Genomic DNA, 23,977 nt, shown 5'->3' with positions numbered 1-23,977 from the left:
TCACGAATCCTTATCCGTATCGTTCTGGCGCTGCTGCCCCTCGTGGCGTCCGCGGCGGGTGCCCTGCTGGAACGCCGACATGTTGTGGCGCAGCCGAGCCGAGCGGTCCTCGCCGTCCTCCGCCTGCTGCGAAGCGGCGCCTGTGCCAGGGGCCGAGGATGTTTCGTACAGCTGCGGTGCCAGGTTCGTCTGTGGAGTGCGCTTGGGCAACGGGGGGCGCCCGTCGGCGTCGAGTGCCGGGGTCGTCGCCCGCTCGGCTTCTGCGGGATCGGCCGCGCCTCCGTTCGGGGACGGCGCGGGCTCGGGGTCGGGCTGCGTGCCGGGGGCGTTGTCGGCGGTGGGGGACGGCTCGGCGGGCTGCTGAGCGGTGGGCGGGTCGGCGACGGGCGCCGCCGACGGGTCTGCGCCGTTGCTCTCCGGGCCGAGCGGACCGGTCGGCGCGTCGGCGCCGTCGCCGCCGACCGCGGTGGTCTCCGCGGGGACGCGGGACCGGCCGCGGCGGGGCAGGCCGGAGGGGGTCCGGTCCACCTCGTCGGCGGATGCGCTCTCGGAGTCGGCGGGCGCGGCCGCGGAAGGATCCGGTGCGGGCTCCGAGGAAGCCTCCGGAGAGAGCACGTCGCCCGCGGGGACGGCGTTCGTGTCGTCCTCGGCCTCCTCGTCGCCCTGCGCGCCGCCGGCGGCGGAGTCGTTCCCGCGGGACGGCGCGGGGGCCACCACACGCGGCCGCTCCCCTGTGGACTCGAAGGCCGAGTCGGGCAGCGACCCCTCGTGGATCAGCACCGAGGGCAGCAGCACGATCGCCTGCACGCCCCCGTAGGGGGAGGGGCGCAGCCGCACGCCGATCTCGTGCCGCTTGGCCAGCCGCGAGACGACGAACAGGCCCAGGCGCATCTTCTCGTTGAGCCGCATCACGTCGAACTCGGGCGGGTTGGCCAGGATCTCGTTGGCGGCGGCCAGTTCGTCGTCCTGCATGCCCAAGCCGCGGTCCTCGATCTCGACGACCACACCGTTGGGCACCTGCTCGCTGCTCAGCCGCACCTTGCTCTGCGGCGGCGAGAAGGTCGTGGCGTTGTCGACCAGCTCGGCGACCAGGTGGATGACGTCGGCGATCGCCGGGCCCTTCAGCGCCACTCGGGCGAGCTGGTGCCGTTCGACGCGGGTGTAGTCACCCGACTCCGAGATGGCGCCCCGCAGCACGTCCACCAGCGGCATGGGCTTGTGGAAGGTGCGCCCCGGCGTCTCGCCGCCGAGGATGAGCAGGTTCTCGGCGTTGCGGCGGGAGCGCGTGGCCAGGTGGTCGAGCTTGAACAGGTCGGTGAGCTGCTCGGGGTCCTCCTGCTCGCGCTCCATGCGGTCCAGCAGCCGCAGCTGGCGGTGGATCAGGGTCTGGCTGCGGTGGGCGATGCTGAGGAACACCCGGTTGATGCCGTGGGCCAGCTCGGACTGGCGCACGGCGGCGTCCACGGCGAAGCGTTGGGCCTTGTCGAAGGACTCGGCGACGTCGCCGATCTCGTCGCGGCCGGTGGTGAGCTGGGGGATCGCCTCGGCGCTGTTCACGGGCTCGTTCCGGCGCAGCCGTTCGACCAGGTCGGGCAGTAGATCGTTGGCGCGGTGGTCGGTCTCGTCGCGCAGCCGGGCCAGCCTGCTCACGATCCGCTGGGTGGTGCCGACCGCCGTGGAGATCGCCAGGAAGCCGATCAGCGCGACGCCGACCGTGCCCGCGGCGGCGATCATCAGCGAGCGGGTCGCGGTCTCGGCCTGGACTGTGGCGGAGTAGCTGGCCTCCGCGGCGCCGATCTCGGTCAGCTTGTCCTTGACCGGCGCGTAGGCCGCTTCCCACTCCTCCTGCTCCATCGGCACGCTGGTGTCGTGGCTGTGCTCGCCCGTGACCGGGTCCATGACGATGTGCGCTTCGTGGTCGACGATGCGGTTCTCCATCTCGACCAGCCGCTTGTAATCGTCGCCGTTCATCAGCTGGTTGAGATCGCGCTGCTGCTCAGGACTGAGGAAGCCGCGCACGTCTTCCAGCGTGCTGTGGTAGGAGCTCGTCAGCCGCGTGAACTCCTGCTTGTCGTCGTGGGTGAGCCTGCCGTTGGTGAAGCTGCGGGTCAGCTGGGCGTCGCTCCGGGAGAGCAGGTCGACGACGCGGAAGGTGTCGGTGGCGACGATGCCCGAGCTGATCGATTCGGGCGCGGCGCTGTCGCGGGACTGCGCGTCGAAGAGGTCGGCGGCCGCGGTCATCACCCGGTTGTAGTCCTGCAGGACCTCCGAGCGCGAGGCGGAGCCCTCGTCGACCTTCGCGCGGATGTCGTCGATGGAGCGGTACTGGGCCTCGAATTCGGCCATGCGGTCCTGGATGGAGCCGGAGGCGTAGTCGCGGTACTTTTCGAACCGGTCGAAGACCGTGCCGGTCTGCTCGTCGGAAGCCTGCCGCGCTTCCGTCAGCTCTTGGCGGGTCTCGTCGGGGCGTTCCAGGTAGGCCACCGTCTGCGAGCGCTCGTCCATCACTGCCGTCAGCGAGACGGCTGCGGGTCGGGACAGCTCGTCGGCCGCTTGGGCCTGCGCCGAAGCCGCGAACGCTTCCCAGCTGAGGTATCCGCTGATGGCGAGCCACAGCGCGATGAAGGCGGCACTCGGCAGCAGCACCGCCCTACGCGAACGCCGGCGAATGCTGGTCGTCCGCTTACTCTTCGCTGACTGCACGGTACTCCTAGTGGCGAATCAGGGGGTGGGGCGGCGGTGCGAGCCGCGCAGGACGGCGGGAGTGCCGGGCGGGGCGTCCGCAGCCCTTCGCTGGTCGGCGTCTGGAGGGAGCCGTGAATCCAAGCACGGAGGGGGTTCTCGGGCCTTCCGCATGCTCAGGCAGGGTTCACGGGCCACTTCCCCGTTAAGACGCAGAATGCGATCACAGTACTGCTTTGCGCACAGGCAAGCGCTACGTGGCAATTGCCCGAACACGATAGCGCGCCGTCCCCCTGCTCGGCGATCCGCCTCCGGCTGTTTCCCTGGGGCGGAAGGCTGAACTGTGGTTATTTGTGGCTTTTTATGTCGAATGTCCGTTTACTGGTTGGTTGTTCTGCCGTCACCCGATCCGGGACCGGCCTCCCACCGCGGCCACTTCGGCGACGACCGGTTCCGCCGGGCGCCGATCCCGGCGTTCGGCTGCGCCGGGGCGCGGCGCCCCGCTAGCGTTGCGGAGCTATGGGAGGGGTATACGCCGACGCCGCAGGCTCAAGCGCGGCATTCGCCGTCGCGCTCGCCGCGACCGTGGGCGTCATGGGATTCCTGCGCCGCCACCACCGGCGCTTCGGCCGCATGGCCGGCCTGCCCGGCCGGGTCGCCTGGAGCGTACTGGCCGCCGGGATCGGCGTGCTGGCCTTCGCGGTGTATCCGCTGCCGACCGGCGCCGCCCAGGCCTGTACGGGCGGCGCGGTCGCTTGGCGGCCGCCGCTGGAGACACTCGGCGCCCTCGGCCGCCCCGGCGCGTGGCAGCACGCCGCCGCGGCCGCGGGAGTCCTGCTGCCCGTAGGACTGCTGCTGGCCTACCGCTACCGCCGCGGCGCGCTCGCCTCGGTCGCGCTGTGCGCCCTGATCGCCGCGGGGATCGAGGCGCTGCAGTTCACCGCCCTGCTGGGCGCCTACCCTTGCTCCTACCGGGTGTCCGCCGCCGACGACGTGCTGCTGGGGGCCGCGGGCGGCCTCCTCGGCTGGCTGCTCGGGTCCGCCGCCAAGCGGCGACTGCCCCGCGCCTGGCCGGGCGCTGTCGTCGATCTCATGCCGCCCGGCGCCGTGCGGCGGCTCTCGGCCCGGCTCCTGGACGTCGCGGTGTGCTGGTACGGCGCCTGCGTAGCCGCTGCGGTCGCCGCGCCCTTCCTCCAGCGGACGGCCTGGGGCGCCGGCCTCGGCGTCGGCGACGTCGAGGAGCGGCTGCGCGCCGCCGCCCTGATCGCGCTGACCCTTGCGTGGGGCGCTGCGGTGCCGCTGCTGCGCCGCGACCGGGCCACCCCGGGCCAGGCCGCCTCCTATCTCGCCCTCGCGTCCGCCGAGCGGTCGGGCCCCGCGCCGCGCCCGCGGGCCCTACTGCGCAACGCGCTGCTGTATGCGCCGGTGACCGCGCTGCTGATTATCGGCCCCGCCTGGTGGGCGCTCGCGGTCGCCGCCCTGCACGCCTCGTACGCGCTCATGCGCAGAGACCGAGCCGCACTGTTCGACGTGATCGCCCGCACCCGCGTGTCCACCCGCTCGGCGACCGTCGGCGGGATTCCGGACGACCTCGTGCGTTTCACACCGCCCCCGGACCCCGGGCAGCCGGTGCCCGCCGGCGCGGTTCCCGTCCAGCGCTGAGGCACGGGGCCCCGGCACGCCCGTCGAAGGGGAGCGTCGCGCCGAGGCGCGGATCCGAACCCGGGGACCCTTCGGGAACGCCGGGGGAGGGGGCCGCGGAAGTCGCGAAGGTTCCCGGTGCGGAGTGCGGGCGGGCGGGGCTGCGCGGGCCGACGGCCTAAGCCAGCCAGGCCAGCCAGCCCAGTACCAGCCCGATGACCACCAGCAGGAAGCCCAGCACGCCGACCATGACCAGCACCCAGCTGCTCAGCCACGGCGCCGCCACGATGCGGGCGCGCTCGGGGTCGCCCGGGTCGTAGGAGACGGTGACGACGTCGCCGCTGCGCGAGGCGGTCCATCCCGTGTTCTCATGGGCGGCGTGCACCTCGCGGCCCTCGGCAGTGCTGAAGCGGACGATCATCGCCGCCGAGGTCTTGGTCTCGCGGTAGCCCACGACCTCGCCCTCGGTCCGTTCGCCGTAGACGGCCAGGAACGCCGAGAAGCGCACATGGCGGAAGAGGAACCAGAGCATGGCCGCTCCGGCGGCGATAGGCAGCAGGGGGTAGACGTAAACCACTGTCGGTTCCAATCCCAGTTCCGCGGGGCCCGCGCCGCCGGAGGAACGCACGCGTCGGTGCACGGGTCCGCGACCCGCCCCCGTGGCGCTGGCGACACGGTATCGGACCCGCCCGCCGGGCGATACCGGTGCTCAGCGGCGCCGGCGGCACCTGACGCGCCCGGGCTGCGCGCGTGGACGCAGGGATGCGCGAGGGCGGCTACGACCAGAGGAGGACGCCGGCACCCTCTTCCGGGGGATGGGCGGATACCTCCGCGGGCCGATGACCGCCGGCCCGCCGCGCCCCTACTGTCTGGAGCACGGTTCAAGCGGGATGCGTACGGGGATGCCGCTTGGGCCGGGCAGTGACCGGGGGGCTGGGCAGGGCGCGCTCCAGCCCCCCGACCCGCGTTCGCGCAGGTGCCGGCTACCAGCTCGTGGACACCGGCCTGCCCTCGTTGTAGCCCGCCGAACTCTGCACTCCCACGGCGGCCCGCTCGTGGAACTCCTCCAGCGTGGTCGCCCCCGCATACGTCATGGAGCTGCGCACACCGGCCACGATCTCGTCGACGAGGTCCTCGACGCCGGGACGCTCGTCGTCCAGGTACATCCGCGCGGTGGAGATGCCCTCCTCGAACAGCGCCTTGCGCGCCCGCTCGAACGGGGAGTCCTCGGAGGTCCGCAGCCGCACCGCGCGCGCCGAGGCCATGCCGAAGCTCTCCTTGTACATCCGCCCGTGGGCGTCGCGCACCACGTCGCCGGGGGACTCGTACGTTCCGGCGAACCAGGAGCCGATCATCACGTTGGAGGCGCCGGCGGCCAGCGCCAGCGCCACATCGCGCGGGTGGCGCACCCCGCCGTCGGCCCACACCGAAGCGCCCAGCTCGCGGGCCGTCGCGGCGCACTCCAGCACCGCGGAGAACTGCGGGCGGCCTACAGCGGTCATCATCCGGGTGGTGCACATCGCGCCCGGGCCCACGCCCACCTTCACGATGTCGGCGCCGGCCTCGATCAGATCGCGGGTGCCCTCGGCGGAGACGACGTTGCCCGCCACCACCGGCACGCCCGGATCCAGCGCGCGCACCTTCTTCAGGGCGGCCAGCATCTTGTCCTGATGGCCGTGGGCGGTGTCGACGACGAGGACGTCGGCGCCGGCTTCGATCAGCCCGGCGGCCTTGGCGGCCACGTCGCCGTTGACGCCCACCGCTGCGCCCACGCGCAACCGCCCCGTGTCGTCGGTCGCGGGGTCGTACAGCGTGGCCCGCAGTGCGCCGGTCCGTGTCAGTACGCCGACCAGGGCGCCCTGGCCGTCGACGACAGGCGCCAGCCGGTGACGGAAGTCGTGCAGCGACCCGAAGGCCTCCTTGGGGTCGGTACCGGCCGGGATGGTCAGCAGGTCGCGCGACATGACCTCGTGGACCTGGGAGAAGCGGTCCACGCCGGCGCAGTCGGCCTCGGTGACCACGCCGACGGGCCGCCACTCGCCGTCGACCACGATCACGGCGTCGTGGGCGCGCTTGGGCAGCAGGTTCAGCGCCTCGCCGACCGTGCTTTCGGGACTCAGCGTGATGGCGGTGTCATAGAGCAGGTCGCGGCGCTTGACCCACGAGACGACCTCGGCGACGACGTCGAGAGGGATGTCCTGGGGAAGCACGGCGATCCCGCCGCGCCGCGCGATGGTCTCGGCCATCCGGCGCCCGGCGACCGCGGTCATGTTCGCGACTACGATGGGAATCGTCGTTCCCGTCCGGTCGTGGGTCCGCAGATCGACGTCCAGCCGCGACCCCACGGCCGAGTGCCGCGGAACCATGAACACGTCGCTGTAGGTCAGATCGTGGGCGGGGACCTGGTCGTTGAGAAAACGCACGCCTCTACCTCGGTCGGGGCATTGCGGGGGCGGCGCGCGGCTCCGACCGCAACCGGCCGGGCCGATCGCAACCCCCCTTACTCGACAATTATGACCGCCGGCACCGTGCCGATTGGCCCGGGTGAGGACCCGTCTGCCATTATTCTGCGGCTGACCCACTCTCCCTTCCCGCCCGGCCGCGCGATGACACCGCGCGAGAAGCCGCGCGCCGAGCGCGTTCCGCAGCGCCGGCGGGAAGCCCTGCAGGAGTTGAGATGACGAGCTTCACCCTCGCGGACGTCCGCGAGCGCACGTACAAACGCCGCGACGCCTGGTGGACGGTCTTCCTCGTCGACCCGCTGGCGGCGCGGCTCGTGGTGTGGACGGCGAACCGCACCTCCATCACGCCCAACCAGATCACTTTCGGAGCGGGAGTGCTGGGCGCGGGTTCGGCGGTGTGCTTCGCCCTGGGCACGTGGCCCTGGCTCGTCGCCGGCGCTCTGCTGTTCCACCTGAGCTTCGTGCTGGACTGCATGGACGGCAAGATCGCGCGGCTCAAGGGCAACGGCTCGGTCTTCGGCTCGTGGGTGGACTTCGTCTTCGACCGCATCCGCTTCTTCGGCTGCATGCTCGCCCTGCTGATCGGCCAGTGGGTGCTCACCGGCGAGGCGCTGTTCCTGCTGCTGGCGCCGGTGGTGACCTTCCTGGACCTGCTGCGCTACCTCAACGGCTCCCAGGTGGGCAAGACCCGCCAGACCATGCGCACCCAGCTGCGCGCCGCCGCCGAGGGACGCGCCGAGCCGGCCGCGGAGGACCCGGAGAACACCGAGACCGAGGACCGGCCCGACGCCGAGCAGGACCCCGGCGGCGCCGCCCCCGACGCGGGTGCTCCCGTGGTGTTCGTGGAGGAGGTGCTGCGTGAGAACCCGGCGCTGGACCACGAGCAGGCGCACGCGCGCTCGGCGGAGTCCGGCGCCCGCGTGATCGACGTGCACCAGGGGTTCGCCCGCAAGTTCGGTTGGTACGGCCGGCTGCGTTCGACCCTGCTGCGCAGCCGGGTGCGCCCGCACCTGTTCAGCGGCATCGAGTTCGAGATGTTCGTGTGCGTCGTCGCGCCGCTGACGGCTCTGGCCTCCCTCTTGGTGCCGGGCACCGACCTGGTCGTTCCGGTGATCGTGCTCTCCTGCGCGGCCCTGGCGGCGTTCGAGGCCCTCATCGTCTACAAGCTGTGGCTGGCCACCCGCGACTTCGCCGCGGAGATGGCCCGGCTGCGCGAGGGCTGATCGCCGGACTTGCAGCGCGGCGGGGCACCCGGTCCGGGTGTCTTCCAGCCGCGAACGGGCGGCGGCGGACGCCCCCGCCTACCGCGACGCGGGCTCCGGCACGCGGTCGGCGGGGGCGGCGTCGGTGTCGGCGCGGCGGTGATCGCTCAGTACCCGATCGACGCGCGGCTCCACCGCCCAGCGCGTAGCGCGGCGCACCCACGGGGTGCACAGCAGGTAGGTCACGCCCACCGCCCCCAGCACGGTGGCGCCCAGGGCCAGGTGGGCGTCCAGCGCGGAGCCGGCGAAGTCGTACCAGCCCAGCGCCTCGGCGCTGCGCACGAACAGGCCGTGCAGCAGGTAGACGTACATGGTCAGCGCGCCCAGCCGGGTCACGTGGGTGGTGCGGCGCGGGGTCAGCGAGAGGACGGCCGCGGTCAGCGCGAAGGCCAGCAGCATGAACATCAGCCGGCCCGGGATGCCCACGGGCAGGAATTCCATGTCGCGGTCGACGATGCTTTCGCGCCAGTAGATCCACTCGCGGCTGAGCTGTTCCAGGTAGAGGTAGCACATCGCGGCGGTGACCAGCACGACCCCGGCGCTCCATACCCGCACCCAGGTCTGCTTGAGCAGTTCCAGGTGCTGGGGCTGCAACACGAGTCCGCCGACGAAGAACGGCAGCAGGCTGACGATGCGCGAGACGTCGAGCACGTCTCCGGTGCTCACCGCGCCGCCGAGCATCGAGACCGCGATCGAGACCGCGAACGGCCAGCGGATGCGGTTCCACACCGGAACCGAGAGCCGCCACACGAACAGCGCCGCCAGAAACCAGGTCAGCCACAGCGGCTCCAGCGGGCCGGCGGGCAGGTCGCGACCCGTCGCCAGCGACACCAGCGCGTAGACGCCCCAGAAGACCAGGTACGGGGCGGCGACGGTGGCGAGCAGCTTGTCGATGCGCCGTCCGGACCCGTCGAAGGACTTCGACAGGTAACCGCTGATCAGCACGAACGCCGGCATGTGGAACAGGTAGACCCAGTAGTAGAGGGCGTCGGCCAGGCGAGTGCTGTCGGTGAGCGGCTCGATGGCATGGCCGACGACGACGAGTGCGATGAGCAGGAACTTGGCGTTGTCCAGCAGCGCGTCGCGTCCGCGGCCGGGCGCGTCTGCTCCGCGGACGTCGTGCGGGCGTTCGATGGTCGTGGCCACAGGGTCTCCGTGTCACCGTTTCGCGGGTCTCCCGGCGCGGCCGGACCCGCCCCGAGGGCCGGGGCGGCGCGCACCGGCATGAATCTGGGAATACGCTGAGAATCCTGGGAACGTAACGTCCGCTGCCGGCGCGCACGATCCGGCCGGGGAGTGGTCGTCCGGATGTGATGGGTCACAATCCCAGGAAGCATCGGCCTCCCTCGATCTCGGAACGGTAACACTCCTCGGGGGTAAGCTGTGCGTAAGCTGAGAATTCTGGGAGTTCAAGGCCCCTTTGGCCGGTCGCGCAGGGCGCGCGGGCGCGGCGCGGGCCGGATGCCGACGCATCGCCGGCCGCGGGCCTGCACACCGGCGCGGATAGGCTCGGGGCAGGCGCCCGCCGCCGAGCGAGGTTTGAGATTCGTATGGGCGGGCGGGACAATCGGCGCTGCGGTCGCACGCCGGTGGCAAGGCCGGATGGGAGATCGCTCCCAGTCCATCATCACGAGAAGGCGGTGGAAGCGGTGCCGCACGCGGTCGATCCCCAGCGTGTCGCTGAGCACGGAGGCGCGGCGATGCGGCTCGTCGACGAGATCTTCCCCCTGGTCGAGGGGTTCTACGTCGACCTGCACAAGAATCCCGAACTCTCCAACCAGGAGTACCGCACGGCGGGAGCCGTCGCCGAGTGGCTGACCCGCACGGGCTTCGAGGTCGAGACCGGCGTCGGCGGCACCGGCGTCGTGGGCGTTCTCCGCAACGGCGACGGCCCCACGGTCATGCTGCGGGGCGACATGGACGCGCTGCCGGTACAGGAGCGGACGGGCCTGCCCTACGCCAGCACCGCCCGCGGCCGCGACGACGACGGCCAGGACGTGCCGATCATGCACGCCTGCGGTCACGACGCCCACACGGCGTGCCTGGTGGGGACCGCCGACCTGCTCGCCGAGGCCCGTGAGGAATGGCGCGGCACGCTCATGGTCGCGGCCCAGCCCGGCGAGGAGACCCTCGACGGCGCCACGGCCATGCTGCGCGACGGCCTCTACACCCGCTTCGGCCGCCCCGACATCGTCCTCGCCCAGCACCTGGGCCCCCAACCCGCGGGCATGGTGGCCCACCGCGCCGGCACGATCATGGCCGCCACCACCAACCTGCGCGTGCGGGTGTTCGGCTCCGGCGGGCACGCCGCGCGCCCGGAGAGCACCGTCGACCCCGTGCTGATCGCCGCCAACATCGTCAACCGGCTGCAGACGATCGTGGCGCGCGAGATCAGTCCCAGCGAGATGGCGGTGGTGACGGTGGGCGTGCTTCGGGCCGGCACCAAGACCAACGTCATCCCCGACGACGCCTACCTGGAGATCGACACCCGCGCGCTGAACCCGGCCGTGTCCGAGCGCCTGCACCGGGCCATCGACAGGATCGTCCGCGCCGAGGCGGCCGCCTCCGGCGCGCAACGCGACCCCGAGATCACCGTGGCACGCGATACCGGGGTGACGACCAACGACCCCGGCGCCACGGCCGAGGTGGTCTCGGCCCACCGCGCCTACTTCGGCGAGGACCGCGTGGTCGAGTTGCCCGAGCCGATCACCGGCAGCGAGGACTTCTCCAACTACGGGCTGCCCGGCGACCCGCAGCCGGTCCCCTACGTCTACTGGTTCCTGGGCTCCACGCCGCACGACGTGTGGGAGGCCGCGCCGGGTGAGACCCCCTACGAGAAGATGATGGCGGTGCCCGCCACCCACTCGGCGTTCTTCGCCCCCGATCGCGAGCCCACACTGCGGGCCGGACTGGCCGCGCTGTCGCTGGGCGCGCTGACCTACCTGGGCACGCCCGAGACACCCGGCGGCGCGGCCACCGGCGGGCAGGCGTCCATGAGCGCCTATGACGGGTCCGGCCGAACCGCCGAGCCCGCCCACCGCGCCGAGGCCCCGCCGGCACCCGCCGTCGGGGGCCCGGTCGAAGGCGGATTCCCCGGGGCGGTCGCCGAGGGATACGACGGCGCCGCCGTTCCGGGGCCGGTCGGCGACGCTCCGCCGCCTCCTCCGGGACCGGTTCCGCCCACCGCGCCCTACCCGGGCGAGCCCGCGCCGGCCGCCGCCGCGCCCGAAGGCGGGGAGCCCGGAGGCTGGAACCACGACGAGCGCGAGTCCGCCGCCTACACCGACATCGACCGCCACCTGGACGACGGGGACGGCGCACCGCCGCCGGCGGACTACGGCCCGCCCGAGCCGCCGCGCGTGGGCGCGCCGATGCCGCCGCCGTCGGCTCCGCCGCCGCAGGGCCCGCCCATCTCGGCCCCGCCGCCGCAGGGTCCGCCCGTCGCGGCCCCGCCGCCCCCTCCGGGATCGGTGCCCTACTCCACCGAGGGCGGCCCCGACTCCGGCGGCCCACCGCCGGAGGGCTACCCGCCGGGCGGCTACGGTTCGGAGGACCACGCCTCGGGGGCGTATCCGTCCGCGAGCTATCCCTCCGGCGGCTACCCGAGCGAGGGCTACCCGGCGGAGAGCCGTCCCTCGGGCGATTACCCGAGCGAGGGCTACCCGGCGGAGTCCCCTCCGTCCGGCGGTTATCCGAACGGCGGCTACCCCGGCGAGGGCTATCCGCCTGCCGGCGAGCACCCTTCCGGCGGCTATCCGGGCGAGGGCTATCCGCCTGCCGGCGAGCACCCTTCCGGCGGCTATCCGGGCGAGGGCTACGATCCGCAGCAGGCGGACCGGTCCGATCCGCACGGCCGATCCGGTGACCCGGACCCCGATGCGCCGCAGGATCCGCCCTACCGCCTGTAACGTAAGGCGCGAGGATACATAGGGGCGTCGGCGTCTGGGCGGTGCGTTGTCGCATGGGGTTGACACCACAGAAGCGGACGATGTGGCCGCAGCACCGGCGCATGCTGCTGGTGCGCTGGGGTGATCCCCGGCGGACGCGTGCGTTGCGCCATCCGAAGGAGAACACCGCGCTGCTGGTGTGCCTGGCGGTCACCGCGCTCGCGGTCACGGGGGCGCTCAATCGTGCTTTGGACGGCGAGTCCTCCGGGCAGCCGCTGTTCGTGCTGGCCATCCCCCTGCTTGTGTTCTTCGTACGCGGGCAGCTGTACGCGCGCCAGCGGGTCAACGGGGTGCGGATCTCCGAGGCCCAGTTTCCCGAGGCGCATCGGATGGTCGTCGATGCGGCGCGGGCGTTCGAGCTGCCGCAGGTGCCCGACGCCTACGTCGTGCCGGGCCACGGCCACATCAACGCCTTCGCATCCGGGCACGGCTCCCGCCGCTTCGTCGCGATACACAGCGACCTGTTCGAGGTCGGGGGCCGCCTGGCCGACCCCGAGGCACTGCGGTTCGTCATCGGCCACGAGATCGGCCACATCGCCGCCGGGCACGTGTCCTACTGGCGGCAGTTCGGAATCTCGATCGCCGACATCATCCCCGGAATCGGCGCCACGCTGAGCCGGGCCCAGGAGTACACCGCCGACAACCACGCCTTGGAGTTCTGCCCCGAAGGAAAAGAGGGCCTGCGCGTGCTCGCCGCCGGCAAGTACCTCTACCGCGACGTCGACTTCGGCGCGATCGCTGCGCGGGCCCACACCGACCAGGGGCTGTTCGTGATGCTGGTGAACCTGCTGTCGAGCCACCCCGTCAACACCTGGCGGTTCCACGCGCTCATCGACCGGTCCCAGCCCGGCCGGCTGCTGTGAGGGGCGCGCCGGCCGGATCGGGGGCAGGGGCCCCGCCCGGGCCCGTGAACACGGCGCTTCGCCCGGAGCTCCGCCCGCCTGGCCGGAACCCGGCGCCTTTACCATGCCAACATGCCGATCGACAGCCTCCGCCTTGAGCGGATAGAAGCGGCGTCCCGGGTGATCGACCCCGTCTTCCGGGATACGCCTCAGATCTTCGACGACTCCTTATCCCGTGCGCTGGGACGCCAGACTCTGGTCAAGATCGAGACGCTCAACCCGGTCCGGTCGTTCAAAGGGCGCGGCAGCGACTTCCTGCTGCACGACACCGCCGAGCGGCGCGCGGTCGTGTGCGCGTCTGCGGGCAACTTCGGGCAGGGAATCGCCTATGCCGCGCGCGGCCGCGGGCTGCCCGTGCACGTCTTCGCGGCCGAGACGGCCAACCCCCTCAAGATCGCCCGCATGCGCGAGATGGGCGCGCGGGTGGAGGTCGGCGGCGCCGACTTCGACACCGCCAAGCAGGCGGCCGCGGACTACGCGCACGGCCGCGGGGACTGCGTCTACGTCGAGGACGGCCGCCAGCCCCAGATCGCCGAGGGCGCGGGCACCATCGGCGTCGAGATGGCTCCGATGGAGCTGGACGCCGTCGTGCTTCCCGTGGGCAACGGCGCCCTGATCTCGGGAGTGGGCCGCTGGCTCAAGGAGCGTTCGCCGCACACGAAGGTGATCGGAGTGTGCGCGGCGGGCGCGCCCGCGATGGCGCACAGCTGGCGCTCGGGCATGGCCGTCTCCACCGAGCACGTGGAGACGGCCGCCGACGGGCTGGCCGTTCGGGTGCCGGTCCCCGAGGCCGTCGAGTGGATGGGCGCCGTGGTCGACGACGTGGTGCTCGTCGACGAGGGCGACCTCTACGTCGCGCTGCGATTGCTGCGCGACACGTTGGGCCTGGTCGTCGAGCCGTCGGCGGCAGCGGGCATCGCGGCGATCGCCTCCCTGGACCTGGCCGCCGCCCGCGTCGGGACCGTGCTGACCGGCAGCAACTTCCCGCCCGAGTTCGCGAAGTCGCTGTAGTCGGCCGGTGCGTCCATGCGAGGTCGCGGCCGACCCGCACCGGATGTACGGCCACGGCGGGCGGTCCGGACCGGCCCTCTCTCCGGTCGGCCCGGACCGCCCGCGTCGGCGGACGGCGCCACCGCTCAGGCCGAGCCCGCCATCTCCTGTGTGTACTTTTCGGCCAGCTGGGCGGGCAGCGGCTCGTGGCGCAGGTAGGACCGGGTGAACGTGCCGGTCCCGTGCGACAGCGACCGCAGGTCGACCGCGTAGCGGATGATCTCCAGCTGCGGCACCTCGGCGCGGACCATCGTGCGTCCGTCGGCCATCGGCTCGGTGCCGATCACCCGGCCGCGCCGCGCCGACAGGTCGCTCATCACCGCACCCATGTACTCGTCGGCGACCAGCACCGCCACCTCGTCGAGCGGCTCCAGCATCGACAGCCGGCACTTCTCCGCGGCGTTCTTCAGCGCGAGCCTCCCGGCCTTCTGGAACGCCATGTCGGACGAGTCCACCGAATGCGCCTTGCCGTCGTAGAGCGTGACGCGGATGTCGACCAGCGGGTATCCCGACTGCACCCCGCTTTCCATCTGCGAGCGGATGCCCTTCTCCACCGACGGGATGAACTGGCGCGGCACCACGCCGCCCACGATCTTGTCGACGAACTCCAGACCCGCTCCCGAGGGCAGCGGTTCCACCTGGATGTGGCAGACGCCGTATTCGCCGTGGCCGCCGCTCTGCTTGACGTTGCGTCCCATGCCCTCGGCCGGCTCGGCGAACGTCTCGCGCAGCGGAACCCGCAGCTCGCCGGTCTCCACCGCCACCCCGTAGCGCGAGGAGAGCCGGTCCAGCGCCAGGTCGAGGTGGGCCTCGCCCATGCACCAGAGCACAAGCTGGTGGGTCTCGGGGTTGACCTCCACGCGCAGCGTGACGTCTTCGGAGGCCAGGCGGCTTATCGCTTGGGCGAGCTTGTCCTCGTCGGACTTGGAGGCCGCGCGCAGCGCCACCGGCAGCAACGGGTCCGGGAACGTCCACGGCGGCATGCGCAGCGGGCGTTCCTTGGCCGAGAGCGTGTCGCCGGTCTCGGCGCGGGTGAGCTTGGCGACGGCGCACACGTCGCCGGCCACGATCTCGCCCACGGGCTCGCTGTGCTTGCCCGAGGGAGCCAGCAGCGCGCCGATGCGCTCGTCGACGTCGTGGTCCTCGTGCCCGCGTTCGGCCAGACCCTGCCCGCACACGTGCACCACGGTGTCCGGGCGCAGCGTGCCGCTGAACACCCGCACCAGGCTGACGCGTCCCACATAGGGGTCGCTGATCGTCTTGACCACCTCGGCCAGCAGCGCGCCGTCGGGGTCGCACGAGAGCCCCGGGACGGTGCCGCCGCCCGCGGCGGCGGTGACCTCGGGCACCGGGCGCTCGGTGGGCGCGGGCGTCGCGCGGGGCAGCTCCTCCAGGAGTTCCGCGACGCCGACGCCGCGAAGCGCGGAGACGGCGAGCACCGGGTAGAAACCCGCCCTGGCGACGGCGGCCTCCAGGTCGGTGATCAGCATGGCGGGGTCGAGTTCCTCGCCCTCCATGTAGCGGTCCATGAGGGTCTCGTCCTCGCTCTCCTGGATCACCCCCTCGATCAGCGCGTCGCGCATCGGCTCGGCCAGCTCGGCCAGGTCCCGGGGCGGCTCGGCCTCGGTACGGGTGCCGTCGGAGTAGTCGTGGTAGCGGCCGGAGATGAGCCCCATCAGGCCTTGTACCGTGCGCTTCTCGCCGTCCCCGGCGAACTCGGGCACGTAGGCGGGCAGCACGTTCTCGCCGAAGGCCGCGCGGCACTGCTCGACGACGCCGTCGACGTCGGCGCGGTGGTGGTCGATCTTGGAGACCGCGACGGCGCGCGGGATGCCGATGGAGGCGCACTCCTCCCACAGCAGGCGGGTGCGCCCGTCGATGCCGTCGACCGCCGAGACCACGAACAGCGCGGCGTCGGCGGCGCGCAGCCCGGCGCGCAGGTCGCCGACGAAGTCGGCGTAGCCCGGGGTGTCCAGGAGGTTGACCTTGACTCCGGCGGAGACGACGGGTGCCACGGACAGGTTGACCGACCGCTTCTGGCGCACCTCGACGTCGTCGTAGTCGCTGACGGTGGTGCCCTCTTCGACACGGCCCATGCGCGATGTGGCGCCGGAGGCGTGCAGCAGGGCCTCGATCAGGGTGGTCTTTCCGGCTCCGGACGGGCCGACCAGCACGACGTTGCGTATCTGCGCCGGGTGGTCGGCCCTGGGAGCTCTGCCGGTGGTCGCTGGACCGGATTTGTCCGCCATGCTCTGCCACCTTCCTTCCTCGTCCGGGCCGCGGTGCCCGCCGACCCGGGACGCGGCCGGCCTCGGGTGCCGGTGCCCGTGAGGGCGGCCGCGCGGATGGGACGCCGAATCCGCGCCGATGTGTGACACGGAACACCATCTACCGTCACCCGTTGCGGCCGATATCACAAGAGGCGTTTCCGGCGTGCGCCGGGGTCGGTTCCGGCGCGCGAACGCGGTCGGGATGCGCGATCGCCTGCGGGTGCGGGCGGCGAGCGGTCGGAGGGAACGAGGGCCGATCCCCGAGCTCGTCCGGAATGTGTGGAAACGACGCTGAGATCTCCTAGTGTGTGCCCGTGCTTTGGACCGAGAGCGTTCCCCAGTTCGGCCTCGTCGCCGGCGCCCTGGCGTTTCTGCTGGTCGCATATGCCGCCGCGGGTGAGCCACTGCTGGGATGGCGCGCCTTCGCGCGTCTGCGGCGCACCCGTGAGAGCGACCCCGGCGCCCTCCTGCGCTTCTACCGGCTGGCGATCGGCGTCCACCTGGGCTGGGCGGTGGTGATCGCCCTCATCGTTCTGCTTGCTCCCGGCGTCGAGCCCGCCCACCTGGGCCTGCGCGCCCCCGTGGCCTGGCTCCCGCTGCTGGCGGCCGTGGTCGGGTTCGCCGTGGCGCTGATCATCCTCCGGCTGATGACCCGCGAGCGGGCGAGTGCCGGTGCGCCGGCGGGGAACATGCCGCTGCCGCCGATCGCCGACCCCGGGCAGGCGCTGACCGTGCTCGCGCCGCGCGGCTCCCGCGAGCGGTCGACCGCCGCCGCGCTCGCGGTGACGGCAGGGGTGAGCGAGGAGCTGCTCTACCGGGGGCTGCTCGTGGCGTTCGGGGTGGCGCTGGGCCTGCCGGTGTGGGCGGCGGCCGCTGCAGCGTGCCTGCTGTTCGCGCTGGCCCACCTCTACCAGGGGTGGTGGGGGCTCGTCGGGCCGGGACTGCTCGGTGCGCTGTTCATGGTGGTCTATCTGGGCACCGGCAGTCTGCTGATTCCCATCGCCGCGCACGTCGTACTGGAGCTGCGCTCCCTGCTGCTGAGCGGAAGCGGCCGCCGCCACCGCGCCCGCGCTCTGTAGGCGAAACGGACCGGGTGGTGCTCGCACCCCCCGGCGTGTTCGCGCAGGCCGCCCTGCCGCGGTGCGGGGCCGTCGGGCAGGATGGTCGGGTGACTGGCGCACTCGACCGCTTCGACCCGCTGTCCGCACCGGAACGGCGGCGACTCACCACCTCCGACGGGATCGAACTCGACTCCGCCCTGATCCGGGGCGCCGCGGAGCGCACCACCGCCGTGGTGCTCGCCAACGGCTTCACCGGAACCTGGCGCAGCCCCGGCACGAGGATGATCGCCGAGCGCATGCTTCCGGTCGGCGACGTGATGGCCTTCGACTTCCGCGGCCACCGGGAATCCGGCGGCAGGTGCACCGTCGGCAACCTGGAGGTGCACGACCTGGAGGCCGTCTGCGCGCACCTGCGCGGACTGGGTTATACGCGCATCGCCTCTGTCGGGTTCTCCATGGGCGCGGCCGTTGTCGTGCGCCACGCGGCGGGATTCGGCGGCGTGGACGCGGTGGCCGCCGTCAGCGGACCCGGTAGGTGGTACTACCGCGGCACCCGGAGGATGCAGCTCCTGCACTGGGGCGTCGAACGGGCTATCGGCCGGTGGTTCCTTCGTGTGGCCCGCAACGTGCGCGTCATCGACAGCCAGTGGGACCCGATCCCGCCCGACCCCACCGAGATGGCCTCCGACCTCGCGGCGCCGCTGCTGGTGGTGCACGGCGACGCCGACACCTACTTCCCCGTCGAGCACGCCGAGAGCCTCCACGCCGCAGCGCCCGACCCCAAGGACCTGTGGATCGAACCGGGCATGGGCCACGCTGAGCGCGCGATGACCCCCGAGCGGGCCGAACGCGTGGCGCAGTGGATCGACCGCAGCATGACCGGGGGAGGGAAAGGAGGCCGGAGCGCGGGTAGCGGCTCCTGAGGGCCGCGGCTCGGCCGTGCGGGAGCGGGGGCGAAGCCTCAGAGCGGACCGACGCGCCGTATCGGCTGCGGTAAAAAGAAGTGATGGAGAATTCCTCGGATGTCCGGATGAATACGGCTGCGCGGCGGTCGCACCTGGGCCTGAACGGGTGGGCGTTCCGGCTGCTCATCGTGGCGACCGCACTGACGTTCGCCGGCTTCGTACTGCTGCTGCCGATCGTCCCGCTGTGGGCCTCGCGCGGCGGCGCGGGCGAAGTGGGCGCCGGGGCCACCACCTCGGTCTTCATGCTCACCACGGTCCTGACTCAGCTCGCCATGCCCTGGCTGTTGAACCACGGCGGTTACCGCTGGACCTTCCCGGTGGGCGCGCTGCTGCTCGGTGTGCCGGCGCCGCTGCTGCTGGCGACGACCGACATCGCGCCGCTGCTGGCCGTCTCGGCCGTGCGCGGTATCGGATTCGGCATGGCCACCGTGGCCGGATCGGCGCTGGCGGCACGACTGGTGCCGTCCGAGCAGCTGGGCCGCGCCACCGGCTACTACGGCCTGGCGGTCGGCCTGCCCAACGTGTTCTTCCTGTCGACCGGGGTGTGGGCGGCGCTCAACCTCGGCTTCGCGACGGTCTTCTGGATCGCCGCAGCCGGCCCGGTGCTGGGTGCCGCGGCGGCGGTGGGCATCTGGCTCCTGGCCGGAAACGGCACGGTCGGCGACACGGCGCAGGCGGGGGGCCGCTCCGGCGACGCCGAGGCGGCGGACGCGCCCACCGGACTGCGGCTCCACGCGGCGCTGGGTGTTCCGCTGCTGGCCATGCTGGCACCGGCCATCGCCTCCAGCGCCATCGTCACGTTCCTGTCGATCCCGCTGTCCGAGGCCTCCACCGTGGTCTTCACCGCACTGCTGGCCTTCGGCGTCATGTCGGTGTGCGGCCGCTGGGCGGCGGGCAGCCTCACCGACCGCCATCGGCGCCCGGTGCTGCTGGTGTACGGAAGCGTCGCCGCGGTCGCCGGCATGGCCTTCACCGCCGCGGCGCTGTGGCCCGCCGGCGAGGGCTGGTCCGGTCCCGGCACCCTGGGGGCGGTGGCCGCCGTCGTCGGCGCCGGCCTGTTCGGCGCGGGGTTCGGCGCTGTGCAGAACGACACGATCGTCATCATGTTCCGCCGTGCCGGCGCCCGCTCCTACGGCACGGCCAGCGCGGTGTGGAACATCGGCTACGACGCCGGCACGGGGCTGGGCTCCCTGATCCTCGGTGTCGCCATCCAGGCCGCCGGCTACGGCGTGGCCTTCGCCGCAATGGGGGCGGCCTTGGCCGCCTGCCTCCCGGCCGCCGTCACCCTGGCCCGCCGCCTGCGCTGACCGCCCCGACCGCCGGGGGGGACCCAATCCCGGCGGGGAGGCGGACCCCGGGAGCCGCCCGGGGCCCGCCGCCTGCTAGTACGACGAGATGTGCACGTGATCGTAGTGGTTGGCCGTGATGCTGCCGCGGTCGTTCATCATCTCCCAGCCGGCGCCGGGGTTGGCGGAGTGCCAGATGCGCTGCTCCCAGATGATGTACATGACGCCCAGCCGGTCGGCGTTGGCTTGGGCGTAGTCGGCGATCTGCTGGCCGAGCTGCCGGTCGCCCGCCGAAGGCGAAGCGCCGCCCGCGCTCATCATGAAGTCGCAGGCGCGGCCGGAGCCGTGCTCACCGGAGTCGCCGGGACGCAGGCAGCCCACCGGGTAGGGCGCGCCGAACTCGCGGACGATCTCGTCGCGGATCGCGGCCATGCGCGGCGTCGCGCCGTCCCAGCCGGGACCCATGGCGCTTGAGGGGATGCTGCCGTCGCCCGAACCGCCGCCGCCGGAGGACTCCTCGGGAGCCTCGGGGACCTGCTCTTCCTCGTACTTCTCGATCTTGTCCAGGACGTTTTCGCGCTGGGACTCCAGGTCCTCGACGAGCTCCTCGGCGTCCTCGAGCTTGGCGTCGGCGTCCTCGACGGCGTCCTCGCGCTTCTGCCGCATCTCGGCGAGATCGGCGACCCGCTCGGCGTTGTTGGCCGAGACCTGGCCGGCCATCGCCGCGTTGTCGAGCATGTCCTGGGGGTCGCTGCTCATCACCACCTCGACGGCGGGGTCGACCCCACTGCCCATGTACTGGGCCGCCGCCAGGTCGGCGACGTTCTTGCGGTACTTCTCGAGCTCGTCCTCGACGTTGTCGAGCCGCTTCTGCGCCTTCTCGGCGTTCTCCTGGGCGTCTTCGTACTGCACCAGCTCGGTGTCGTACTCCTCCTCGAGGGCGTCGGCGCGCTCGTTGAGTTCGTCGAGGCTGGGCTCGTCGTCCTGGGGGTCGGCATACGACGAGGTCGCCGGGAGCAGCGCGATGGCCGCGGCGGCGAGGCCGGGCAGCAGAAGCGCCCGGCGTTTTCGAGGAAGGGATGATTTGTGCATAGAAGTCACCTGATGTCGGTCGCGGACCGGCCGGATGGGGCACACGGGGCGCATGGTGCGCGCGGTGGGGGTGGAGGTGGGGGTCCGCGCGATGCCACGCAGACGATACGAGATCGTGTCGTCAACTGACTAGCGGGTGCCGCTGAGCCTACCCTGCCTTTACTCCACGCCGGTAGGACCGCCCTCGCGCGGCGGCGCGCTCAGTGCCGCCGGGGGCGCTGCCGCGGGTTCGTCAGATTCCGCCCAGACCGCTGGGCAGCTTCGACGCAGCCGGTTGCGGCGCCGGTTCCGAGCCCAGGAACCACTCCGAGCGCCGCACGGCGCGCATGGCCTCCCGGCGCGTATCGCGGTCCAAGCGGTCGATGTAGAGCTTGCCGTCGAGGTGATCGGTCTCATGCTGCAGGCAGCGCGCCATCAGGCCCTCGCCCTCGACGGTGACCGGCTCGTTGCGCAGGTCGACACCGGTGACCACGGCGCGTGCCGCCCGGCGGGTGGGGAACGCGAGATCGGGGATCGACAGGCAGCCTTCCTCGTCCTCCTGGACCTCCTCGGACAACTCGGCGATCTCGGGGTTGATGACGTAGCCGATCCGCTCGTCGACGTTGTAGCTGAACGCCCGCAGCCCCGACCCGATCTGGGTGGCGGCGACACCGGCGTGTCCGGGCTCGTCGACGGTGTCGAGCAGATCGCGGACCAGCGCCTCGGTCTGCCGGCCGAAGGAGGTCACGGGGGAGGTGGGGGTCACGAGAACGGGATCGCCGAACAGGACGATGGGGCGCTTGCTCATGGCCTCCAGGTTATCCGGACGCGGAGGCCCCGGCGCGCCTCACCCGCAGGGCGGCCGCTCCGCGGGCGCCCTGCGGGCTCAGACTCAGACCGGATGCGGCAGGGCGTCGTCCAGGACCATCTCGATGTAGTCCAGTGCCGCCCGCCGGCGGTCCAGCGCGCTCTGGTACAGCGACGGAAGCCGGGTGTCGCGCCGCACGCGCAGGCATTCGTTGACGATGCGCTGCCAGCATTCCGGGAAGGCGTGCAGGGAGTACATGCCCGCCGCCGACTTGGAGGTGATCTCGCCGGTGCGCAGGGTGAAGTGCAGCCGGCTGACGCTGAGGACGCTCCACGACGGGGCCAGCGACCCCAGCGCCGCCAGGCCGCGCGGGCTGACGAGGCGCCCGGCCTTGGCCCGCCAGCGCCGCCACTGCTCGTCGAGATTGCCGAAGGACCAGGCGCGCAGGCTGGCCGGGTTGTCCCACACGTCCAACTCGACGGGCAGCGGACCGCGCATGGTGACGCCGCGCTCGGAGAGCACGTGCCAGGTCACGGGATTGACGTCGGTGGCGGCGCGCGGCTTGAACCGGCCGCCCAGCACCGAGGCCACGGGGCCGCAGTCGGCGGGGTCGCCGGTGAGGTCCTCCCAGGTGACGTGGATGCCGTTGAATTCGGGCCGGGAGATCTCGGCGCGGGTGCGCGCATGGGAGCGGCGCAGCGCTTCGGTGTCGGCGTCGGTGGCGCGGCGCGCGGTGACGACGACGAAGTCGACGTCGCTGGCGTGCGGCCGGAAGTCGCCGAGCGCCACCGAGCCGGTCAGGTACAGGCCTTGGACCAGCCCCGGCGCCTCGCTGTCCACGTTGCGCAGAAAGACCTGGGCCAGGGTCTGCACGCGCGGGTGGATCGCCATTGTGGTCTCCAGTCGTGGTCGTACTCGATCAGAGGCGTCGCCGTCGGTCACACGTGAGCGGTTGCGGGGCCCGCGTGCCGGACGGTCGCCGCTGACCGGATCCGGCCGCCGCCCTGCGGCCGCCCTGCGGGGCCGCGCATGGTCCGACCGAAGCATATGACCAGGTCGCGTCCCTGATTCCATAGTCTGAGAGGCCCGTGGGCTCCTGGCAAGTCATCCCACCGGATCCGCACCCAGCCTCCCTGACCACGGTGGTGCGCGGGCTAGGGCGCACGGTGGTGCTACCTCCCTTGTATACCCGGGCGATCCGTGCTAATCACCCGCGGCCGCGTCCTCGCCCGCGGGCCGCCGCTCCGCCTCGGAAGGCGTCCGCGCCCTGCGCCCGGCACATTCTCCTCGGTCGCCGCCCGACGGGGGCGCCTCCTCCGCCTTTCCGCGTCCGTGCGGCCGCCACTCGCTCCCATCGGCGGTGCGACCGGGAATCCGCCCGGATTCCCGGCCAGGTGGCTGATTGTTTGCATTTGCATTTGCATCAACGCGAAAAGGTGTCCGCGCGGTCAATGGGTGTACGGTATGCCGCCAAGTCGGCTTTGCCGTGCCACCTGCAATTCCCCTCGCCCGACTTCTGCAGAGAAGTGCGGGCTCCGTGGTCAGCGGGCTGCGGCAATTCCACACCGATCCAGTCGCCTCGGTGCGCCTCCTGAAAGTGACCCGCGCGACTGCGCCGTCTATGGAAAAGCGGTTCACGAACGGTTAACATCTCCTGTTGTGCGAGCGTATACGAGGGTCGACCGCGGAGCGCCCCGCCCGCGGCGAATCGTCGATGCAAGGAGCCCTGTTCTCGAACTCCACCCCCTATTCAACAGTTCATCCGCGTTCCCGTACTCAGTTTTCGCCTGCGTAACACGCGGTCATTCGGGCGAAACCGCCGCTTCCTAGGCTCGTGGCCAGGATCGGCGTTCTCGGCGATTTCAAGGAGATGGATATGGTGCCGACCATGGTGCTCGTCGCGGACGATTCCCGGGACGCCGGCCGACAGGAGGCTCTGCACGGCTTGGCCGATGCCGTCGCCCAGCGGGGCGAGGCCCCTGTCGTTCCCGCGTTCGGCTCCGGCAGCGAGGTCCACCGGGCCGTCGACTCGGTCGAGGGCCCGATGGTGGTCGTTCCCGCCTTCGTCGCCGGCGGCGACCTCGCCAGTTCCCGCACGTTCTCCGGTATCGACCTCGACGGCCGCTTCGACGCCTGCCCCACCCCGCCGCTGGGGGCCGTCCCCTCGATCGTGGGCGACCTCGCGGGCCGACTCGTGGACACCGGATGGGACTCCCGCGACGGGGTGGTACTCGCGGCGGACGGCAGCACCGGACAGGACGAGCGCCAGGTCGTCGCCGACGTCGCCCGGATGCTCAGCCGCCGCCTCGGATCGCCGGTGCAGGTGGGCTATCTGAACTCGTGGGCTCCTTCGGTCGGCGACGCCGTCGAACGGCTCCGGCGCAACGGGCGCGACAACGTCGCCGTCGCCGCCTGGCGGCTGGTCGAGGGGCGCGACTACGACCGGCTGCACGAGATGGGCGCGGCCTCGGTCACCGCCCCGCTGTGGCCCTCGGAGATCGTCGTCGACAGCCTGCTCGCCCAGCACCGTGCCGCCAAGGCGCGCCTTGCTGCGTGAGCCCACCGCCCGC

General features: G+C 72.3%; 18 protein-coding genes. 10 read left to right on the top strand and 8 right to left on the bottom strand.

Annotated elements, in window-relative coordinates:
* Nucleotides 1-2,646 carry a sensor histidine kinase gene (locus LP52_RS07935; RefSeq protein ID WP_052809588.1) on the bottom strand — a complete coding sequence of 882 codons (2,646 nt, stop codon included), beginning with the start codon at nt 2,644-2,646 and terminating at the stop codon, nt 1-3.
* 555 nt (nt 2,647-3,201) lie between these two features.
* Between LP52_RS07935 and LP52_RS07930 the strand changes: the two genes are divergently transcribed.
* Nucleotides 3,202-4,344, top strand: coding sequence for a VanZ family protein (locus tag LP52_RS07930; RefSeq protein WP_052809587.1), 1,143 nt, complete (start codon nt 3,202-3,204; stop codon nt 4,342-4,344).
* 157 nt (nt 4,345-4,501) lie between these two features.
* Here LP52_RS07930 and LP52_RS07925 read toward each other — a convergent pair whose 3' ends face one another.
* Both LP52_RS07925 and LP52_RS07920 read right to left on the bottom strand, forming a co-directional pair.
* Entirely contained in the window at nt 4,502-4,900 is a 399-nt protein-coding gene (locus LP52_RS07925; protein WP_040272061.1) for a DUF3592 domain-containing protein, read from the bottom strand.
* 406 nt (nt 4,901-5,306) lie between these two features.
* Nucleotides 5,307-6,746 carry a GuaB1 family IMP dehydrogenase-related protein gene (locus tag LP52_RS07920; protein WP_040272059.1) on the bottom strand — a complete coding sequence of 480 codons (1,440 nt, stop codon included), beginning with the start codon at nt 6,744-6,746 and terminating at the stop codon, nt 5,307-5,309.
* 90 nt (nt 6,747-6,836) lie between these two features.
* Here LP52_RS07920 and LP52_RS27195 point away from each other — a divergent pair, with 90 nt between their 5' ends.
* Nucleotides 6,837-7,004 (top strand): hypothetical protein, encoded by a 168-nt coding sequence (locus tag LP52_RS27195; protein ID WP_157036259.1) that lies wholly within the window; start codon nt 6,837-6,839, stop codon nt 7,002-7,004.
* A complete protein-coding gene (locus LP52_RS07915) occupies nt 7,001-8,008 on the top strand; it encodes a CDP-alcohol phosphatidyltransferase family protein (protein ID WP_040272057.1) in 1,008 nt (335 codons plus the stop codon). The genes LP52_RS27195 and LP52_RS07915 overlap by 4 nt, the downstream gene beginning before the upstream one ends.
* A 78-nt stretch (nt 8,009-8,086) precedes the next feature.
* On the opposite strand, the gene LP52_RS07910 is transcribed toward LP52_RS07915, so the two are convergent.
* Nucleotides 8,087-9,193, bottom strand: coding sequence for an acyltransferase family protein (locus tag LP52_RS07910; RefSeq protein ID WP_238580786.1), 1,107 nt, complete (start codon nt 9,191-9,193; stop codon nt 8,087-8,089).
* Between the two features lie 494 nt (nt 9,194-9,687).
* On the opposite strand from LP52_RS07910, the gene LP52_RS28730 reads away from it, so the two are divergent.
* The 3 genes from LP52_RS28730 to LP52_RS07895 all read left to right on the top strand — a co-directional run bounded on the left by LP52_RS28730 (nt 9,688) and on the right by LP52_RS07895 (nt 13,907).
* Nucleotides 9,688-11,955: an amidohydrolase gene (locus LP52_RS28730; protein ID WP_084723007.1), complete on the top strand. Its 2,268-nt coding sequence runs from the start codon at nt 9,688-9,690 to the stop codon at nt 11,953-11,955.
* Nucleotides 11,956-12,056: 101 nt separating this feature from the next.
* A complete protein-coding gene (locus tag LP52_RS07900; RefSeq protein WP_084723018.1) occupies nt 12,057-12,857 on the top strand; it encodes a M48 family metallopeptidase in 801 nt (266 codons plus the stop codon).
* A gap of 111 nt (nt 12,858-12,968) precedes the next feature.
* On the top strand, nt 12,969-13,907 hold the full coding sequence (locus tag LP52_RS07895; RefSeq protein ID WP_040272056.1) for a threonine ammonia-lyase: 939 nt from the start codon (nt 12,969-12,971) through the stop codon (nt 13,905-13,907).
* 125 nt (nt 13,908-14,032) lie between these two features.
* Here the strand turns inward: LP52_RS07895 and LP52_RS07890 are convergent, their stop codons facing one another.
* Complete coding sequence (locus tag LP52_RS07890) at nt 14,033-16,195, bottom strand: elongation factor G-like protein EF-G2 (RefSeq protein WP_040272054.1); 2,163 nt, start codon at nt 16,193-16,195, stop codon at nt 14,033-14,035.
* 335 nt (nt 16,196-16,530) lie between these two features.
* On the opposite strand from LP52_RS07890, the gene LP52_RS07885 reads away from it, so the two are divergent.
* The 3 genes from LP52_RS07885 to LP52_RS07875 all read left to right on the top strand — a co-directional run bounded on the left by LP52_RS07885 (nt 16,531) and on the right by LP52_RS07875 (nt 19,549).
* A complete protein-coding gene (locus LP52_RS07885) occupies nt 16,531-17,295 on the top strand; it encodes a CPBP family glutamic-type intramembrane protease (protein WP_238580785.1) in 765 nt (254 codons plus the stop codon).
* A gap of 89 nt (nt 17,296-17,384) precedes the next feature.
* The gene (locus LP52_RS07880; protein ID WP_052809585.1) at nt 17,385-18,200 is read left to right on the top strand and encodes an alpha/beta hydrolase; all 816 of its coding nucleotides are present in this window, start codon (nt 17,385-17,387) and stop codon (nt 18,198-18,200) included.
* Between the two features lie 83 nt (nt 18,201-18,283).
* Nucleotides 18,284-19,549 (top strand): MFS transporter, encoded by a 1,266-nt coding sequence (locus LP52_RS07875; RefSeq protein ID WP_238580784.1) that lies wholly within the window; start codon nt 18,284-18,286, stop codon nt 19,547-19,549.
* Nucleotides 19,550-19,624: 75 nt separating this feature from the next.
* On the opposite strand, the gene LP52_RS07870 is transcribed toward LP52_RS07875, so the two are convergent.
* The 3 genes from LP52_RS07870 to LP52_RS07860 form a co-directional block, all read right to left on the bottom strand.
* Nucleotides 19,625-20,620 (bottom strand): coiled-coil domain-containing protein, encoded by a 996-nt coding sequence (locus tag LP52_RS07870; RefSeq protein WP_040272048.1) that lies wholly within the window; start codon nt 20,618-20,620, stop codon nt 19,625-19,627.
* A gap of 232 nt (nt 20,621-20,852) precedes the next feature.
* A complete protein-coding gene (gene def, locus LP52_RS07865; RefSeq protein WP_040272047.1) occupies nt 20,853-21,407 on the bottom strand; it encodes a peptide deformylase in 555 nt (184 codons plus the stop codon).
* 84 nt (nt 21,408-21,491) lie between these two features.
* Nucleotides 21,492-22,298, bottom strand: coding sequence for a nucleotidyltransferase domain-containing protein (locus LP52_RS07860; RefSeq protein ID WP_040272045.1), 807 nt, complete (start codon nt 22,296-22,298; stop codon nt 21,492-21,494).
* 985 nt (nt 22,299-23,283) lie between these two features.
* Between LP52_RS07860 and LP52_RS07855 the strand changes: the two genes are divergently transcribed.
* Nucleotides 23,284-23,964 (top strand): sirohydrochlorin chelatase, encoded by a 681-nt coding sequence (locus LP52_RS07855; RefSeq protein WP_040272043.1) that lies wholly within the window; start codon nt 23,284-23,286, stop codon nt 23,962-23,964.
* The last annotated feature ends 13 nt before the right edge of the window (nt 23,965-23,977 follow it).

It is taken from the genome of Streptomonospora alba, assembly GCF_000826685.1.
GTDB classification, from domain to species: domain Bacteria; phylum Actinomycetota; class Actinomycetes; order Streptosporangiales; family Streptosporangiaceae; genus Streptomonospora; species Streptomonospora alba.
The sequence above is the reverse complement of the archived record's forward strand: the minus strand, read 5'-3'. Positions and strand labels throughout refer to the sequence as shown.